This is a genomic window from Halococcus agarilyticus, from assembly GCF_000334895.1.
GTDB lineage: Archaea > Halobacteriota > Halobacteria > Halobacteriales > Halococcaceae > Halococcus > Halococcus agarilyticus.
This window is the reverse complement of record NZ_BAFM01000034.1, coordinates 1-17,652: the sequence shown is the minus strand read 5'-3', so window position 1 is coordinate 17,652 and position 17,652 is coordinate 1. Positions and strand designations below refer to the sequence as shown.

General features: G+C 64.6%; 15 protein-coding genes. 6 read left to right on the top strand and 9 right to left on the bottom strand.

The annotated features are described in order from the left end of the window. The 4 genes from TX76_RS18215 to TX76_RS16620 all read left to right on the top strand — a co-directional run. The coding region (locus tag TX76_RS18215) for a hypothetical protein (RefSeq protein WP_228842424.1) at positions 1–361 on the top strand (361 nt) is incomplete at its 5' end. 139 nt (positions 362–500) lie between these two features. Then, positions 501–1,475 (top strand): Gfo/Idh/MocA family protein, encoded by a 975-nt coding sequence (locus tag TX76_RS16630; RefSeq protein ID WP_049904095.1) that lies wholly within the window; start codon positions 501–503, stop codon positions 1,473–1,475. After that, positions 1,472–2,257: a hydroxypyruvate isomerase family protein gene (locus TX76_RS16625; RefSeq protein WP_049904094.1), complete on the top strand. Its 786-nt coding sequence runs from the start codon at positions 1,472–1,474 to the stop codon at positions 2,255–2,257. The genes TX76_RS16630 and TX76_RS16625 overlap by 4 nt, the downstream gene beginning before the upstream one ends. Before the next feature lie 268 nt (positions 2,258–2,525). Continuing rightward, the gene (locus tag TX76_RS16620; RefSeq protein WP_049904092.1) at positions 2,526–4,073 is read left to right on the top strand and encodes a sulfatase family protein; all 1,548 of its coding nucleotides are present in this window, start codon (positions 2,526–2,528) and stop codon (positions 4,071–4,073) included. A 133-nt stretch (positions 4,074–4,206) separates the two neighbouring features. Here TX76_RS16620 and TX76_RS16615 read toward each other — a convergent pair whose 3' ends face one another. From TX76_RS16615 to TX76_RS16600, 4 genes are all read right to left on the bottom strand, one after another. Next, entirely contained in the window at positions 4,207–5,820 is a 1,614-nt protein-coding gene (locus TX76_RS16615; RefSeq protein WP_049904090.1) for an acyl-CoA synthetase, read from the bottom strand. Then, positions 5,817–6,977, bottom strand: coding sequence for a glycoside hydrolase family 88 protein (locus TX76_RS16610; RefSeq protein WP_049904088.1), 1,161 nt, complete (start codon positions 6,975–6,977; stop codon positions 5,817–5,819). Before TX76_RS16610 ends, TX76_RS16615 begins: the two co-directional genes overlap by 4 nt. Before the next feature lie 272 nt (positions 6,978–7,249). Further along, positions 7,250–7,720, bottom strand: coding sequence for a MaoC family dehydratase (locus tag TX76_RS16605; protein WP_049904085.1), 471 nt, complete (start codon positions 7,718–7,720; stop codon positions 7,250–7,252). A 139-nt stretch (positions 7,721–7,859) separates the two neighbouring features. Next, positions 7,860–9,101 carry an ABC transporter substrate-binding protein gene (locus TX76_RS16600; protein ID WP_049904082.1) on the bottom strand — a complete coding sequence of 414 codons (1,242 nt, stop codon included), beginning with the start codon at positions 9,099–9,101 and terminating at the stop codon, positions 7,860–7,862. Positions 9,102–9,595: 494 nt separating this feature from the next. Between TX76_RS16600 and TX76_RS16595 the strand changes: the two genes are divergently transcribed. Next, positions 9,596–10,783 carry a CaiB/BaiF CoA transferase family protein gene (locus TX76_RS16595; RefSeq protein ID WP_049904078.1) on the top strand — a complete coding sequence of 396 codons (1,188 nt, stop codon included), beginning with the start codon at positions 9,596–9,598 and terminating at the stop codon, positions 10,781–10,783. A 130-nt stretch (positions 10,784–10,913) separates the two neighbouring features. On the opposite strand, the gene TX76_RS16590 is transcribed toward TX76_RS16595, so the two are convergent. After that, complete coding sequence (locus TX76_RS16590; protein ID WP_049904076.1) at positions 10,914–11,660, bottom strand: enoyl-CoA hydratase/isomerase family protein; 747 nt, start codon at positions 11,658–11,660, stop codon at positions 10,914–10,916. Between the two features lie 303 nt (positions 11,661–11,963). On the opposite strand from TX76_RS16590, the gene aldA reads away from it, so the two are divergent. After that, a complete protein-coding gene (gene aldA, locus TX76_RS16585; protein ID WP_049904073.1) occupies positions 11,964–13,394 on the top strand; it encodes an aldehyde dehydrogenase in 1,431 nt (476 codons plus the stop codon). Positions 13,395–13,581: 187 nt separating this feature from the next. Here aldA and TX76_RS16580 read toward each other — a convergent pair whose 3' ends face one another. From TX76_RS16580 to TX76_RS16565, 4 genes are all read right to left on the bottom strand, one after another. Beyond that, a complete protein-coding gene (locus tag TX76_RS16580; protein WP_049904071.1) occupies positions 13,582–14,916 on the bottom strand; it encodes a glycerate kinase type-2 family protein in 1,335 nt (444 codons plus the stop codon). Between the two features lie 296 nt (positions 14,917–15,212). Further along, positions 15,213–16,280, bottom strand: coding sequence for an alcohol dehydrogenase catalytic domain-containing protein (locus TX76_RS16575; RefSeq protein ID WP_049904068.1), 1,068 nt, complete (start codon positions 16,278–16,280; stop codon positions 15,213–15,215). A gap of 142 nt (positions 16,281–16,422) precedes the next feature. Further along, positions 16,423–17,304, bottom strand: coding sequence for an SMP-30/gluconolactonase/LRE family protein (locus TX76_RS16570; protein WP_049904066.1), 882 nt, complete (start codon positions 17,302–17,304; stop codon positions 16,423–16,425). Positions 17,305–17,378: 74 nt separating this feature from the next. Next, positions 17,379–17,652, bottom strand: a 274-nt coding sequence (locus tag TX76_RS16565; protein ID WP_154019135.1) for a phosphoenolpyruvate carboxylase, incomplete at its 5' end; no start/stop codon positions are given.

The window sequence follows — 17,652 nt, the reverse complement described above, 5'->3', positions numbered from 1 at the left end:
GGACGCGCCGATCCTCATCGGCGAGTTCCACTTCGGTGCGCTCGATGCCGGGCTCCCGGCGACCGGCGTGAGCCGGGTCCCCGACCAGGCGTCGCGGGGTGACGCGTACCGCGTCTACGTCGAGGACGCCGCGACCAAGCCGTGGTGTGTCGGCACTCACTACTTCGCCCTGTACGACGAATCGGCGATCGGTCGCTTCGACGGCGAGAACTGCAACTTCGGCTTCCTCGACGTGTGCAGTCGCCCGTACGAGCCGTTGGCCGACGCCGCCCGTCGGACCCACGGACGGATATACGATCTCGCGACCGGATCGACCGACCCCTACGACGACGCGCCCGAGTACCTGCCCGAGGTGTTTTAGAGCACGCCGGGGACCGCCGTCCCCGCGAGTCGTCGGTCGTCGTCGAACGACGTCCAGGCCTGCGGCGCGGCCCGGAATCGTGGACGTGCCGCGAGCCGAACCGGCAGGTTGATAAGAGAGACGTCACCGCGTACTATCGATGACGGTCGAACTTGCGTTCATCGGCGCGGGCGGGATCGCGAATCGCCATCTCGAACACATCAAGGAGCACGACGGCGCGACAGTCACAGCCATCTGTGACATCGACGAGGACGTCGCCGAAGAGGCGGCCGAACCGTTCGGTGCGGACGTCTTCACCGACTACCGCGACCTCTACGAGCGGTCCGACTTCGACGCAGTGATCGTCGCCGTTCCGCCGTTCGCCCACGAGGACCAAGAGCGGTTGGCCGTCGAGCACGGTGTCGATCTCTTCGTCGAGAAGCCGTTGGCGCTCGAATCGGAAACGGCCCGTGAGAACGCCGCGGCCGTCGCCGAGAGCGACATCATCTCACAGGTGGGCCACATGTCCCGCTACACCGACTCCGTGCAACGAGCGAAGGAGCTCGTCGACGACCGGACGCTGTCCATGGTCGACGCCCGCTGGTGGTGCGGTGTTCCGGGCGACGAAGACCACTGGTGGTGTCGAAAGGAGCTCTCGGGCGGGCAAGTGATCGAGCAGGCGACGCACACGTACGACCTGGTGCGTCACTTCGCCGGCGACGTGGAGACGGTCCGTGCCGCGGGAGCACAGCAGGTCAACACCGAGGTCATCGACTTCGAGGACTCGACGTCCGCGACGTTGGTTCACGAAGACGGCACCGTGAGCTCGGTTACAGCTACCTCCACGGCCGAGGAGGGAGGAGCCAACGAGATCCACCTGCTCGGTGACGGCTTCTCGCTCCACGTCGATCTCTGGAGCGACTCGATCGAAGGCGGGATCGATGGCGAGCGAATCGAGTACGAGAGCGACGGCGAGAACTGGGGTCCCGAGATGGATGCCTTCATCGAGGCCGTCCGGACCCAGGACCAATCGCTCTGTCGTTCGCCGTACGCCGACGCCCGCAAGACGTTCGAAACGACCCTCGCGGTCGACCGCGCGCTCGAATCCGGCGAGGCCGAAGCAGTCCGAGAATGACGTTCACGATCAGCGCGAACACGGACATCGTCTTCGGGGAGAGCGATCCCCGCGAAGCCGTCGCTGCGGCCGCCGAGACGGGGCTGGACGCCATCGAGTACTGGAGTGTCGACAGCACCGACCGCGAGGAGTTGCGGGCCGCGTGTGACGAACACGGTCTCGCCATCTCCGCCTCGACCTGTTTCGGCCACGCGGGCAACTCCGGCGGAGAGGGTCCCTCCATGACGGACCCCGACCTCCACGAGGAGTCCGTGGCGGATCTCGAACGCTCCGTCGAGATGGCCGCGGAGATCGGCATCGAGACGATGATCGTGACGGTGGGGCCGGAGCGGAACCTGCCCCCCGGGACGGAACACCGGGCCATCGTTCGAACGCTCCGGGCCGTCGCACCCGAAGCGGAGGAAGCCGGCGTGAGCCTCGTCGTCGAACCGCTCAACCGTGCGGTCGACCACGGCGGCTACTATCTGGACACCTCCTACGAGGCGTACGAGATCGTCGACGCTGTGGATTCGCCGAACGTCGGGGTGCTGTTCGACGTCTATCACCAGCAGATCACCGAGGGCAACGTCATCGAGAACTTCTCCGAGCACGTCGAGTTCATCGACTACTTCCATATCGCCGACGTCCCCGGCCGCCACGAGCCGGGAACGGGCGAGGTGAACTACGAAAACGTCCTGGAGGCCATCGATGAGACCGGGTACGACGGGTACGTCGGTCTCGAATACAGCCCCCGAAGCGACGCCGAGGAGACCGTCGAGTCCGTACTGGACAGCGTCCCCTGAGCGGAGCGCAGGGGTCGGGAGGTCGATCGTCGAGGACGGAGTGGGATGGGGTTCTCACCGGCGAGTGAGCGGCGATCAACGCTCCGATTTCGCGCTTCGGGACGTCCAGCGGAACGGCGACAGTCGGACTTCCGGGCGTTCCGGCTGCGGAGGCAACTGCCCGGAGAACCGGGCGAACAGGTCGGTTGGGCTTCGACGACCGTCTTCTCGCCGCTCTTCGTTCCGCCAGTCACCAACAGTTATAACCGACCGAATCGGTTGAGCACGTGTGCGCGTTCTCCTCGTCGACATCGACTCGTTGCGGCCGGACCGACTCGGAACGTACGGCTACAGCCGAAACACGTCCCCGACCATCGACGCCATCGCCGAGAACGGCGTTCGCTTCGATCGGTGTTTCACCGCCGACTCCCCGTGCCTGCCGAGTCGGACCTCGCTCGCGACGGCCCGGTTCGGGGTCAAACACGGTGCGGTGACACACTGGGGCGAGGGCCAGTGGCTCGATCTCCACTCCCGCCGCGGAAACGGCGGGGACTACCCACCGGATCGGCCGTTGAGCTTCAGACACCTCTCCGATGCGGGTATCAACACCAGTACGATCACCAGTTTCTCGAAACGCCACTCCGCCTACCACTTCTCGGGGAGCTTCCGGGAGTCGATCCAGCCCACACCGGGCATGACGGACAACGGCGCGACGGTGACCGACACCGCGACCGCCTGGATCGACGACCACGCCGACGCGGACGACTGGCTGTTGCACCTGAACTACTGGGACGTCCACCATCCCTACCTCGGTATCGACGAGTTCGTCGACGACGTTCGAGAGTCCGGCCCCGGAGCGCAGTGGATCGATCGGGAGGTGCTCGCCGAGCAGGAGGGCGCTACAGGCGTCCGCTCGCGCTCGCTCTGGCCGAGCCCGAGCCAACACGAGGTGGACGGGAAGGAGTACATCGACTACGGCGACTGGCCGATGCCCGTCGAGATCGACACGCCCGAGAAGGCACAGCACATCAACGACGGATACGATGCCAGCATCCGAAAGGTCGATGCGGAGGTCGAGCGACTGCTGTCGACCCTCGAACGCCACGGCATCCGCGACGAGACGGCGATCGTCGTCACGGCGGACCACGGAGAGGCGTTGGGCGAGCACGGTATCTACGCCGAACACGCTCTCGCACACCCACCCTGCCAGCGGGTGCCGATGATCGTGGACGTGCCGGGAGAATCCGAGAGCGCCGGCAGTGCCGTCGAGGATTTCGTCTACCAGTTCGACCTCCTGCCGACGCTCTGTGAACTGTTCGGTGTCGAGACACCGAGCGGGTGGGACGCCGAACCGTTCACTGCCGCCCTCCGAAACGAACCGTTCGAGGGACGTGAGTACCTCGTCTGTGGCCACGGTATCTACACGTTCAGCCGGGCGGTCTACGAGGGCGACTGGATGTACGCCCGGATCCACCACCCCGGCGTCTTCTCGGTTCCGGGGCTCTACAACGACCCCGAACTGCCGAACGAGGGGCTGGAGATCCTCCACGATCTCGCCGAGGACCCCCACCTGAGGGAGAACCTGATCGGCGAGCGACCGGAGATCACACGACGGCTTCGCAGTCGGATCGACGAGTGGCGAGAGGTCAACGTGAACTCGGCCGAGGCACACGGTCGTGATCAGCTGCACGAAATGGCCGCCACCGACGGGCCGTATCTCTACGTCGACCCGAACGAACTGGCGGACAGCTACCGGGAGCTCGGATTCGCCACGGAACAGATCGAGCGGGTCGCGGACGCTGCCGACGCGTTCGAGCGACGCACGTTCCCCCACTGACTCACGTGGTTCGACTCCAGCAGTGGTTGCAGCGAGTGGGGTAGGTGCAGCGATCCCCGTACTGCTCGGACCCAGTCGTGCTCTCCCCGAACCGTTCGTCGTTCGAGTTCGAGCAGGTCGTCGAACCGCCGGATCACTCGTCGAACAGCGCACCCCGGTCGGTTTTGCCCGTTCTGGTTTCGGGGATCTCCTGGACGATCACGATCTCTCGGGGAACCTTGTGCGCCCCGAGCTCGTCGCGTACGTGCTCCCTCAGACGTTCGGCGTCGGGAACCCGCCCACTGGGGACGACGTAGGCCGTGATCCGCTGTCCGCGTTCGTCGTCGGAGACGCCACCCACGACGGCGTCCGTGACGTCAGGGTGTGACAGCAACGCGGCTTCCACTTCGTGAGGACTCACTCTGTACCCCGAGGTCAGGATGAGATCGTCCTTTCGCCCCTGATGCCGGAGGTACCCAGCCTCGTCACGAACCGCGAGGTCCCCCGTCAGAAAGAGATCGCCATCGAACTTGGCCCTGGTCGCCGGATCGTCCCCGTGATACCGCAAAAAGACGACCGGATCGGGTAGACGGACGGCGATCTCACCCACCTCGCCGTTCGGGACCTCCGTCCCGTCTTCGTCCACGAGGACGATATCGTGGCCGGGATACGGTCTACCCATCGACCCGAGCCGTGCGGAGTACGCGCGCCGACAGTTCCCGATCAACGCGTTCGCCTCCGTCTGCCCATAGGACTCGTTGACCGTGATCTCCAGCGTCTTTTCTGCCCAAGAGTGGAGCGATTCGGGTAGCTTCTCGCCACCGCACAGAACGGTGTCGAGCGACGCGGTATCGTAATCCCCGACAACCCCTTCATTTTTGATGCGACCGAGCGCGGTCGGGGGCAGAAACGCGTTCGTGACCCGTTCCTGTTCGATCAGTTCGAGAGCAGCGTCGGGATCGAACCCGCTTCGCCGCTCCCGCGAGACGACCGTGCCGCCGAGTGCCAGCGTCGGAAAGACGACGTCGAACAGCGCGCCAGCCCATGCCCACTCGGCCGGCGTCCACACGCGGGCGTCCCGCATATCCGCTCGTGAGAACATCTCGAACCAGGCCTGATAGCCAGGAAGCGACCCCGCGAGGAACTGGTGGCCCTGCACGACACCCTTGGGTTTCCCGGTCGTCCCGGACGTGTACATGATCAGTGCCGGGTCGTCGGGTGCCGTCTGGCACGACTCGACGTTCCGGCCCAGCGTCGTGTGTGCCGAAAGACCTCCGAGGGGTGTGTCACTGACGGTGGGTGAGACCGCCAGAACGGTGATCTCCGAGAGATCCAGATCGAATCGGGCGAGTCTCTCCTCGTCGGCAACGAGCGCCGCTGCACCGCTGTGTTTCAACGAGTACGACAGTGAGTCGTCCCCGAGGAGCATCGAGAGGGGAACGACGACCGCGCCGCGCTCGAACGCAGCGAGGTGTGTCACGAGGAGCTCCGGACACTGGGGGAGGCAGACGCCGACCGTGTCACCGGGACCCACGCCGATCGATGCGAGTTCGGCAGCCGTCGCGTCGACGGCTCTCGTGAGGTCGCCGTAGGAAAGCGTGAGCTGCTCGCCGTCGACCGACACGTGCCGCAATGCGGGACGGTCAGGTTCCGTCCCGTCGAGGGCGACGGTGGCGATGTTGTACGACTCGCCCAGCTGCCACTCGAATCCACTCCAGGGATCGGGCGCATCGGAGTCCGGTTCGGGGAGGTCGTATCCGGGGTTCATGCGCGATCGAGCGATTCGGAGACAGCTCTCGCCACGTAATAATCGGTCCAGATCAGTTCGTTGTCGTCGGCATACCGACCGGGCCGGTTGAAACAGCCCTGGAGGACGGCACCCCGGTTCTCCGCGTCGGGGTCGGTGACGAGATACGAGGAGAGCAGCGCGTCCAGAACCGTTCGCCCGTAGTCCCTGAGGGCGGCTGTCGATGGCTCCTCCGACAGGCGGACGAGTCCGTACGCGATCAGCGCTGCCGCGCTCGTGTCGCGTGGCTCGTCGCCACTGGCGGCGTAATCCCAGTACGGAACGCCGTCGTCCGGCGAGTTTCGACGGTGGTATTCGACCGCCCGTTCGAGGGCATCGAGATAGCGGTCGGCGTCCGTCTCCCGGTAAGCCCGGGCCAGTCCGGCGATGTTCCAACCCTGGCCACGGGCCCAGCACGTGTCGTCCGACCGTGCGAGTTCGTTGTACTGTCGTTCGAGCTCGCCCGTCTCGCGATCGAACACGGCGTGGTGCCAGGTGCTGCCGTCCTCGCGGAGGTACCAGTCGAGATGTCGATCCGCATGAGAGACGGCGACATCGCGGAACCGGGAGTCGCCGGTCTCCTCGTAGGCACGCCAGAGGATCGGTAACGTGGTGTAGATGTCGTCGACCGCACCGATACGGTCACCGGACGGGCCGTGATCGCTGTCCGGTCCACGGAACTGTTCGGGGCCCTCTATCTCTAACTGTCCAATCGGGATCTGTCGAGCGCCTTCGTGGTACAGGTCGGTCATCGCGTCGGCCCCTTCGAGACCGATGCCGAACAGTGACCGGTCACCGGTGGCGTCGAACCCCGCGAACCCGGCGTAGTGGAAGTTCATCCCACAGAACATCGTCTCGTGTGGCATGTACTCGTGGAGGGTTTCGGTGTGGCTGCGTGCCGCCACTCTGTAGCGCTCGGACTCCGTCCCCCTCTCGGCGTGTTCGGCCGCCAATCGCAGTAAACCGACCCAGTGCCCACCGCACCAGTTTCCGGCGGGCGTCGTCTCCCACTCGCCCGTCTCGGGGTCGGCGAAGTAGGGGAACGCGTCTCCGGTCGAATCGAGCGAGCGAGCGACTCGTTCGAGCAGCGCGTCGAGCGCCCGCTCCAAGTGCTCCGAGCCGAGGTGGCCTGATCCCATTCTCGGTTGTGCGTTCCCGATGCACTTAAGCCCCCCTCCAGGCCGACGGACGTATCGCAGACGGCTCGACAGCACACTTGCGAACACAGCTGTCCAGGTTGCGATACGAGGTCTTTCTGCTCGATCCGAATACACTACTGCGAACCAGCTGGTAGCAGCGGTCGTTCGGGACAGCCCACTATTGAAGATGAGTACACCACGGAGCGACTTTCGGCAGTCAGACTGTCCGGCAACCGACAACCGAAGAGTGATCTTCGCTCGTGTAGAGGCGATCAACTACCGTCATCGTCCTCGCTCGCGGCCTGCTTCTCGACGAGCGTGATGTGCTCGCAGACCAGCACTGTCTCGTCCCCTTCGTTCGTCACTTCGTACTCGTAAACGACGCGCCCCAGCGAATCGTTGTAGTCCTCGGTTTCGACCACTTCGCGGTGGACCGTAAGGGTCGTGTCGATGAGAACGGGCTTGACGAATCGGAGCTCGTCGTACCCGTACGAGAACGACTTGGGGTTCATATCGGCGACCAGCGCCTCCGCGATCGAAAAAACGAGATTGCCATGCGCGATCCGGCCGCCGAAGTCCGAATCCTCACCGATCGGTTTGCTCATGTGCAATGGGTGGAAGTCGCCGGAGAGGCCGGCGAAGTTGACGATATCCGTCTCGGTGATCGTTCTGGCAGCGTGAGCGGTGTACGTCTCGTCCAGCTCGATCTCCTCGAAGTATCGATCGGTGTCTCTGAGCTCCATGTACTGGCCGAGTGAGGTCGAAGTCAAAAAGCTCACGCCTCGGTGGGTCAGCCGGATGCTTCGATGTTCGTGAGGTCGTGGTGAAACGACCGACTCTCGACAGGGTTGATACCGATGTTTTCGCGCCCGGTACGTTCGATCAGCTTTCGAGGAGACGTCTGGTTTCCCTCGCGGCCTCGGTCAGCGCTTCTTCCGGCGTCGCCGACTGCTCAACGACGACTCGTTCGACGGCGCGATTGAGGATGTCGTTGAACTCCACGTACTCCGATATCTGGGGGAGCGTGTTTACCGAACCCGTATTGACCTCCTCGATCACCGAATAGAACGGCTCTTGCTTCTGAATTTTCGGGTCGCGCCAGGTCGAAAGCCGGGTTCCGGAGCCACCTTCCTCGGTCGTGACGAGATCCATCTCCGGTGATGCGGTGTGACGGATGAAATCGTACGCCAGATCCGGTCGTCGGGCAGCGGACGGGATCGTGAGTCCGTAGAGAGCAGTCAGAGATGCGTGGCGTCCCTCCGGTGCTCCGAGACGTGGTATCAACCCGTAGTTGACCCGTCCGAACACGTCCGAGTCCGAGTCCTCCGCCATCGCGCCGAATCCCGACCAGTTCCACATCATCGCGGCGTTCCCGTCCGCGAAGAACCGGCCGGACTCGACGCTCTCCATGTCCAGTGACTCCGGCGGTGCCACCTCGTGTTCGTGGACGAGATCGTGATAGAACTGTAATGCCTCTACTCCCGTTTCCGAGTCGAACGCGACCGATCGGTCCTCGTCGAACACCTGCCCGCCGCGACTCCACAGTTGAATCAAAAAATCGTAAACGTTGTTGTGCCCGTCGGGGAGAGCAGCAACGACGGTTCCCCAGAGATCGTCCTCGGGCCGGGTGAAGAAGTCCGCGACTTCGAGGAACTGGTTCCACGTCCGGGGGACCGTCAGCGACCGACCGTACTCCGCCCGGAACGCGCGTTGTTCCGCGGCGCTTTCGAACAGATCGTTGCGGTAAAAGAACACCTCCGGTCCGTCGTGGTACGGGACTCCATACGTCGTCCTCTCGTAGGTGACCAGATCGACCATACTCTCCGCCCACCCCTCGGACCAGTCGATCGGCGGATCCGCCTCCAGTCGATCGTCGAGCGAGTCGACGAGTCCCCGTTCAACGGCCGACGGCAGCCAATCACTCAGACAGAGAAACAGATCGTACTCTCCCTCTGCGAGGCGCTCGTTCTCGACGTACGTCCCGTGAATCTCCGGCAACGGGCGATGATCGCGTTCGATTTCGATGTCGGCCCCGGAAGTCGCTTTGAACGACTGGATCTGGCGATCGAGTGCCCGTTCGAATCCATCGAACGGTCTGGCGAGGAGGCGCAATGTGGTCGTCATCGCGCTGTATCAGTGTGGCAAACGCACCCATGTGGGCCGAATCCAGGTCTATCGTCGAACTTCGGATCCCCTGCTCCAAACCACACCACTGTTCCGATTCCTGATGTCTTTTGGAACATTCTCGTTCCGGCCTCGCAACCTCCAGACATAAATCCGGCGGTTGGTGTCCGAATCCGGCGAACTCGTCTCGTCCGTTTCTTTCCTGCATCCGTGGTGGGTTCACGACGGCGGTAGTGGCTACCCGTGGGATCGTCGCCCCGACACTCGTTAGAGGGCGTCTCAACCGTTTCCGTGAACGTCCATGGGGACTCATACACACCGATCCAAGAACTGATCGTACTTCGACCGGACACTGCCGGTCGATCGGCGAAAGTATAATACGGTCATCCGTCGGACCGGTATCCGATGACACCGAGAACGGGTTCGCCTCTCGAACGAGCTGCTCTCCACTTCACCGAAGCAAGTATCGGACGAACGAACGGATATCACCGGCAATGACTGGCGCACTCGACGGAATCACGATCGCGGATTTCACCACCGCTCATCAGGGGCCGTGGGCGACACAGAAACTCGGTGAGATGGGTGCGGAGGTCCTCAAGATCGAACGACCTGGCGGGGAGTGGTCGCGTGAACTGACGACTGGCGGGGGTCACGACATCAACGGGATGAGCCCGTTCTGGCTCTCGGCCAACAGAAACAAGCGGTCCATCACGCTCGATCTGAAGGCCGACGTCGGGCACGAGGTCGTGACCGACATCGTCGAACGGGCGGACGTCGTGGTGGAGAACTTCAGACCGGGCGTGATGGACAGGCTGAATCTCGATTACGAATCGGTCCGTGAAATCAACCCGGAGATCGTGTACGTGTCGGCGTCCGGGTTCGGGAGCGACGGGCCACACGCCGACAGGCCCGGACAGGACCTCCTGATGCAAGCGGTCAGCGGCATCACCACGAGCGTCGGACGCAAGGGCGATCCGCCGACTGCAGTTCCGTTTCCGGTCATCGATGGCCACTCCGCGATGCAGATCGTCAGCAACACGCTGGCTGCGCTCTTCCACCAGGAACGCACTGGAGAGGGGCAAAAGGTCGAGATCAACCTTCTGAACTCCGCGATAGACAGTCAGTGTCAGGCGTTCACTATCGAGCTGAACGTCGAACACGACTACGAGCGGAGTGACGAGGGGATCGCACAGAAGTACAGCGACGCCCCCTACGGGCTCTACGAAACGGCCGACGGCCACGTCGCGATCGCCATGACACCGATGGAACCGCTGGCAGGCGTTCTGGAGCTGCCCGACCTCGCCGACCACGGCTCGCCGGAGACCTACACGAAGCGCGACGAGATCAAACGCACGATCGAGGACAGGACGCGGGAGCGCGAGACCGACGACCTGCTCGACGAGCTGCTGGCCGAGGACATCTGGGCGGCTCGCGTGAACGACTTCGAGGGGGCTGCCGCCGACCCGCAGGTCGAACACAACGACATAATCGTCGAAGTCGACCACCCGAACGGAGGGACGTACCACACCACCGGTACTCCGGGATCGCTTTCGAAGTCACCGTCCGAGATCCAGCGACGGCCCCCGGCTGCTGGCGAACACACCGAAGCGATACTGCACGAACACGGGTACGACGACGCACGGATCCGGTCGCTCGCGGAACGGGGTGTCACCGAGCGGTAGTCACTGAGCCGGCGAGCGGGCCGAGCGGAGCGCACGTCCCGACACACTGTGCGGTAACGCACCGGGCACCTGTCTCGTGTCCACCGGTGGCACGCCACGACGGACGCGACGACCGCAGAAACCCCCAGCTCTACCACTCGGGGTCGCGACCCGCCGCGAACGCGTCGACGCCCTCTTCGAACTCGTCGGCCAAAAACAGCGACGTGAACAGCCCCATCATCCGTTCCTGCTCGGCTTCGTTCCGCAGTCGATTGCCGACGAGGCGAGTGACGATTCCCACCGGACGTCGCGGCGATTCGAGGACGCTTTCGACCAGCTCCGCGACTGCGGATTCGAGCTCGGTCGGATCGACGACGCGATTGATCAGGCCCCACTCACGGGCGGTTTCGGCCTCGATCGGTTCGCCCGTGAGGACGAGCTCGAGGAAGCGCTTTCGAGTGCACAGCGAGGGGATTCGCTCGATCGCGTACCCGGGGTAGGCTCCGAGACGGGTCTCCGGGAGTGCGAAGCGGCTTTCGGTCGTGGCGACGGCGAGATCGGTGGCCGCGACCAGGTCGAACCCAGCGCCGTACGCTGGGCCATCGACGGCGGCGACGACCGGGATGCTCGCCGTTTCGATGGCGCGAAAACCGGCGTACACAGTGTCGGCGAACTCGGCGACGTCCTCGGGGCCCGTTAGCGACGACAGCCACTCGACGTCCTCGCCCACGCAGAAGGCGTCGCCGCTGCCGCGAAGGACGGCGACCCGAGCCACCTCCTCTGCGTGTTCGACGGTCTCGACGAGATCGTGCCACCCCTCGGCAGTGAACGCGTTGAGCACGTCCGGACGGTCCAGCGTTATCCACGCGATCCGATCACGTGTTTCGATGTCGATCACGATCAAGTCGATTCAGCAACTCTAAGTAAGTGTTTGGGTCCACCGTCGAGCGAGGTGCGAATCACCGCTGTCGGTACTCGTGTCGGGAACCGTGGGAGATGCGTTCCTCCTGCGCAGCGTGGACGAGAGACGCGATATCGAACCGGATCACGATCAGGTCGAAATCCCTCCGGCGACCGAGCCGCAAGTGTGAAACTGAACCGACATAATCGCCGGACAGTCTCTCCGGCGGCCGTTACGGGATCACGTCAATCTATGCTTCATCCGCAATCATTATTCAGAGGGCGGCCGTCCGTCTCCGTCATGGATGTCACGAACAGCCTCTACTACGACGGCGACTGGCACGACACGGCGGGTTCAGAGTCGATTCCGGTGACCGATCCGGCGACCGAATCGACCATCGCAGACGTTCCTACCGCAAGCGAGGACGAGGTCGACGCGGCCCTCGAAAGTGTGGAACGAGCGTCCGGAGAGTGGGCGGCGACGCCGGCTCGCGACCGTGGTGAGCTGGTGCGGGAGCTCGCGGACTTGCTGCTCGACAACGTCGACGAACTGGCCGAGATAATCGTTCAGGAGCAGGGGAAACCGCTCGACCACGCACGGGAGTCGATACCACACGCCGCCGACCTCGTCGAGTACATGGCGGAATGGGATCGGCGCATCGAGGGAGATACCCTTCCAGGGGATACGCGCCACGAGTCCGTCCACCTCCTTCGCAAACCGTACGGAGTCGTCGCCGGTGTCATTCCGTGGAACTACCCCATCGCGGTGCTCGTCCGAAAGGTAGCGCCAGCACTCGTCACCGGTAACACCGTCGTCGTCAAGCCGAGCGAGTACACGCCGTTGTCGACGATCCGGTTGTTCGAGTTGATCGACGAGCAACTCGACGTTCCGGATGGTGTGGTGAACCTCGTCACCGGTGCGGGCAGTGTCGGGCAGCAGCTGGTTACTGCCGACGAGGTGGACATGGTGACGATGACCGGGCACGTCGACACGGGCAAGGCGATCATGCGGGATGCTGCCGACGATCTGAAAGAGGTGGCGCTCGAACTCGGCGGCAAAGCGCCGGCCATCGTCTGGAAGGACGCCGACATCGCCGAAGCCGTCGATCACGTCGTGGCGGCACGGATGACGAACGCCGGCCAGGTGTGTACCTGTGCCGAGCGGCTGTACGTTCACAGCGACGTCGTCGATGAGTTCGTCGAAGCGTACACCGACGCGGTCGAGGGTCTCGAACTGGGCGATCCGATGGACAGTCCCGACATCGGTCCTCTCGTCAGTGCCGATCAGGTTGCGAAGACCGAAAGCGCCGTGGAGCGCGCTCGCGAAGAGGGGGCCCGCGTGGTCACCGGCGGCGAGCGCCCCGACCGGGAGGGGTACTACTACCAACCGACGATCATCGAGGGTCTCGATCACGACGCAGCCATCGTCCACGACGAGGTTTTCGGCCCCGTCATCCCGGTCATCAGCGTCGATTCGGCGGACGAAGCTCTCGAACTGGCCAACGACTCGGACTACGGGCTCTCCTCGTACGTCTACACCGACGACTACCAGCTCGCGATGCGGTTCAGCGAGGAACTCGAGTTCGGCGTGACGTACGTCAACCGCAGCATCGGTGAATCCTGGCAGGCTCACCACATCGGCTGGGACGAGTCCGGCCTCGGCGGTGAGGACGGCAAGTACGGCCTCCTCAAGTACACCCGGTTGAAGACCGTCTATCACAACTACGAGTGACGCCGCCGTATTCCAGTGAGCGGGGTGTCGTCGACGTCTTGCCCGTGATACCGGAGCGTTGTGGTACAGCGAACCCTCGGTCCGCGCGTTGTGTGCGTGCTCGATGATCCGGACGGTTCGATGCTCGGCGAACGGTCTCACGTCCTGCTCATGATGCACCTCGCGCAGCGTCATCTGCTCTGCTGACTCAGGTACTCGCGTCGGGAACGACGAAGACGGCAACGTCGTTGACGTTCGTTCCGGTCGGGCCGGTTTCGATGGTCGCACCCGCTTCCGCGAGACAGGTGCCCGCGTCGTTCGCGGCGAGGCGCTCGCTCGCCCGCTCGCGGTCCGCGATCGTTTCGGCGTCGGCGATGGCACCCGCGACGGGAGAGCTGCCGTCCTCGCCGTCCGTGTCGACGGCCGCGACGGTGGTCCGCCCCAGTCCCTCGAGCGCCGCCGAGAGCACGAGCTCCTGGTTCGGTCCCCCCGCTCCGCCCTCGCCGGTGACCGAGACGGTACACTCACCCCCGGCCACCACGACCGCGGGCGGTTCGACGGGGCTCCCGACGGCTGCCGCCTCCTCAGCGACGGCGAGAAGCGGTCTGGCGACCTCTCGCGCCTCCCCACGGAGACGGGACGTGAGAACGAGCGGTGAGAACCCGGCCTCGCTGGCCGTCTCGGCCGCCGCGTCGAGCGCCGTCCGGTTGTCCCCGACGAGGACGTTCTCGACTCGTTCGAACGCCGGGTCGTCGGGGAAGGGGGTCTCCCCGATCTCGCCCTCGACGCCCGCTTCGAGGTGCGCACGGACGGTAGCCGGCGCGTCGACGCCGTGCCTGTCGAGGGCCGCGAGCGCGTCGCCGTACGTCGTCTCGTCGGGGACGGTCGGTCCGCTGCCGATGGTCGAACGGTCGTTTCCGACCACGTCGGAGAGCAGGAGGCCGACGACGGTTGCAGACCCCGCCTCGCGGGCGACCCGTCCGCCCTTCGTCGCGGAGAGGTGCTTCCGGACGGCGTTCGTGTCGTCGATGGGTGCGCCGGCGTTCAACAGCCCCTCCGTCGTGTCTCGGAGATCATCCACGGACACGTTGCCGGCAGGGGCGCTGAGGAGGGCGCTCGCACCGCCGGTCAGGACGAACAGGACGAGCGTGGTCTCGTCGGCCGCACTCACCAGATCGAGCATCTCGGCCGTCGCTTCGACGTTCCGCTCGCTCGGCAGCGGGTGGTCGCCGACGACGTTCCGGACTCGCTCCAGCGACGCCGGGGACTTGGTCACGAGGAGGCCGTCCGTGATTCGCTCGCCGAGAACGGATTCCAGCGCACGGGTCACCCCAGCGCCCGCCTTGCCGCCACCGACGACGAACACCTCCTCGTAGCTGCGCAGGTCGTACGTCGAGCCGTCGACGTGAAGCGTCTCCCCCTCACGGCGCACGGTCGACCGCGTCGCGTTCCGTGGTGCGGCGGCATCGATGGCGGCCTCGACACAGTCGAGCGCCACCTCGCGCGCCCGTGTCGACGCGAGGCGGTTTCGTCCGGATATCATACGCTCCACCTGAGCGCCGGGAGGTAAAAACTCACCCGGTCGTCTCGAACGCCGGAGCACATGTTGCGACCGTCACGCTGTTCGACCGGGTTCGGCGGAACCGCCGGTGTCGATCGTGCCCACACACCCGGTATCCGAGCGAGCCGAGCGACGGCGACGACCCGCCGGCTCGGCTGCGATACGTCGACCGTCGACTTCCCTCGGATCACCACCAGACGGCTTCGTTCCGTCCGCTCCGTGCCGACTCGACGTCTCGGATACCTCCGGAAGCGCGTACCGGGACGAGCGTCCGGGTTTCAGAACTCGGTGATGACTTCCACACCTTTGGTCTCGAAGTCCGTCATGGCTTCCAGTCGGTCGTTTACGTCCTCCAGACCCACGTGTTTGGTCACCAGCTCGTCCGGGTGTATCTTGTCGTTGTGCATCAATCTGAAGATCTCGTCGTACCGATGGGGCTGGAACCCCTTCGCGGTGATGCAGTCGATCTCGGCGTGGAGCATGTAGTCGATCGGGAGATCGATGCGCCCCTCCTCCTCGGAGGTAGTGATACCGATCTGAACGTGGGTTCCGGTCGGCTCGACGCTGTTTATCGAGTTCAGACAGGTCGTTCGAACGCCCAGTCCGTCGACCGAGATCTGCGCGCCACCATCCGTGATGTCCCGAACCTCGCTGGGTACGTCGGCGACATCGCTACCGTTGATCGTCGCGACGGCTCCCATCTCCTCGGCCATCGAGAGTTTGTCGTCGGTCAGATCCACGGCGACGACGTTACCGCCGAGCGCCGTCGCCACGTCCACCACCGAGAGACCGATTCCACCACAGCCGTGTACGACGACCCAGTCACCCGCCTGGATCCCGGAACGATCCGCGATGGCGTGATACGAGGTCACGTACCGACAGCCGAGGCCAGCCATCTCGTGAGCACTGATGCCGTCCGGAACACGCGCGAGGTTGAAATCCGCGTTGGGAACGCGGAGGTGCGTCGAGAACGCACCGGGCTGGGCCGCATCGTTGAACCCGTAGTGGAGAACGTTTTCACACATGTGTGCGTCTCCATTCCGACACTTTCGACACTTTCCGCAGACGATGTTGAACGGCACGACCACTTGCTCCCCCTCGCTGAAACTCGCGATGTCGTTGCCGGTCTCGATTATCCGACCAGCCGGCTCGTGTCCCAAGATGTTCCCTTTCGTGACTGCACCCCCTTCGAGCCACGCGTAGTCCCCCTGCCAGCCGTGCCAGTCACTCCGGCAGATTCCACAGGCCTCCGTTTCGACGAGCACCTCGTCGTCGGCGATGGCAGGGGTCTCCCGTCGTTCGATTTCGAGCGGCTCACCGTACTCTTTGAGGACTGCACCACGCATGGGCGAAGCATAGCGGAGCGCCGTAATTAACGTTTGGTGTGTCTCACACTGCTCCCGAGGCTCGCTCCCGGTCGTCGTCCCGGCCTCTTGCCACTCGATCGTCGATAGTGCCCGGACAGCTCCCGGTTTCCGCCGGAACTCCTCACTCCATCGGGATATCGGACCGATGCTCCGGACGACCGCGGACGGCCGGGTCGAAGGCGAAGAGCGCACCCGCACCGTCACCTTCCCCTTCGCGGTCGTCGCCACCGGCGGTCGTGACGTACGCCGTCCCGTACTCGTCCCCGCCGAACGTGACGCTCGACACCTTTCGTGCCGGGAACGACACCCGATCGAGCTCCTCGCCGTCGTTCCCGTACCGGACGAGAGCGCTGGCGTTCCACCGCGCCGACCACATCGTCCCCTCGTCGTCCATCGTCATCCCGTCCGGCGCGCCCTCGTCCGGCGGCGTCTCTACCCACGTCTCCCGGCCGGTGAGATCCCCGGACGTCTCGTCGTAGTCGAACCGGTAGATCGTGTGCTCGTCCGAGGCGGTGAGGTAGAACGACTCGTGCTCGGCGTCGAACGCCATCCCGTTCGGAATGTCGAGGTCGGCGACCACCTCCGTCACCGACCCGTCGGTGTCGTACCGGTAGAGCGAGCCGAGGCGGTCCGCCGTCGGCATCGTCCCGGCGAAGACCCGTCCCGCCGGGTCCGCGATGACGTCGTTGAACCGCGTGTCACCTTCGCCGTCGATCGGGTCCACGACCGGTTCCGGATCACCCGCACCGGTCCCGTCGGCTCCGGGCTCCCACCGGAGAACTGCCGTCCGATCGGTGAACAGGAGCAGGGAGCCGTCGGCCTGTATCGTGTACCCGCCGATCGCCTCGTGGTGATCGAGGACGCGGTCGTACTCGTCCGTCTCCGGGTCGTACCCGAAGAGATCCCCGTTCGGGATGTCACACCAGTACAGCATTTCTCGTTCGGGATGCCAGAGCGGCCCCTCTCCCGTTTCACATCGCGTGTCGGCGATTCGCGTTGCCATCGTCTCGGGCCAGAACAGGAGAGAACAAAAAGGCACTGTCCCGCCGAGGGAGTTCCCGTTCGAACAGCGGCCCGCTACCCGGTGTTCTTCATGCCGGCAGCGATCCCCTTGACCGTCAGACGCAGTGCCCGCTTTTCGGTCTCGGTCCGGTGCTCGCGGTCGAGGAGATGAGTTTGAAGCACGTTCAGCGGGTCGACATAGGGGTTTCGGCGGTGGAGGCTCTCGCGGAGCCAGTCACGGTTCACGAGGTCCTCGCGGTCGCCGATGGTCGTCGCGAAGTCGGCGGCCCGCTCGTACTCCGCCTCGAACACCGGGAAGAAGCGTGCTTCGAGGTCGTCGTCCGCCACT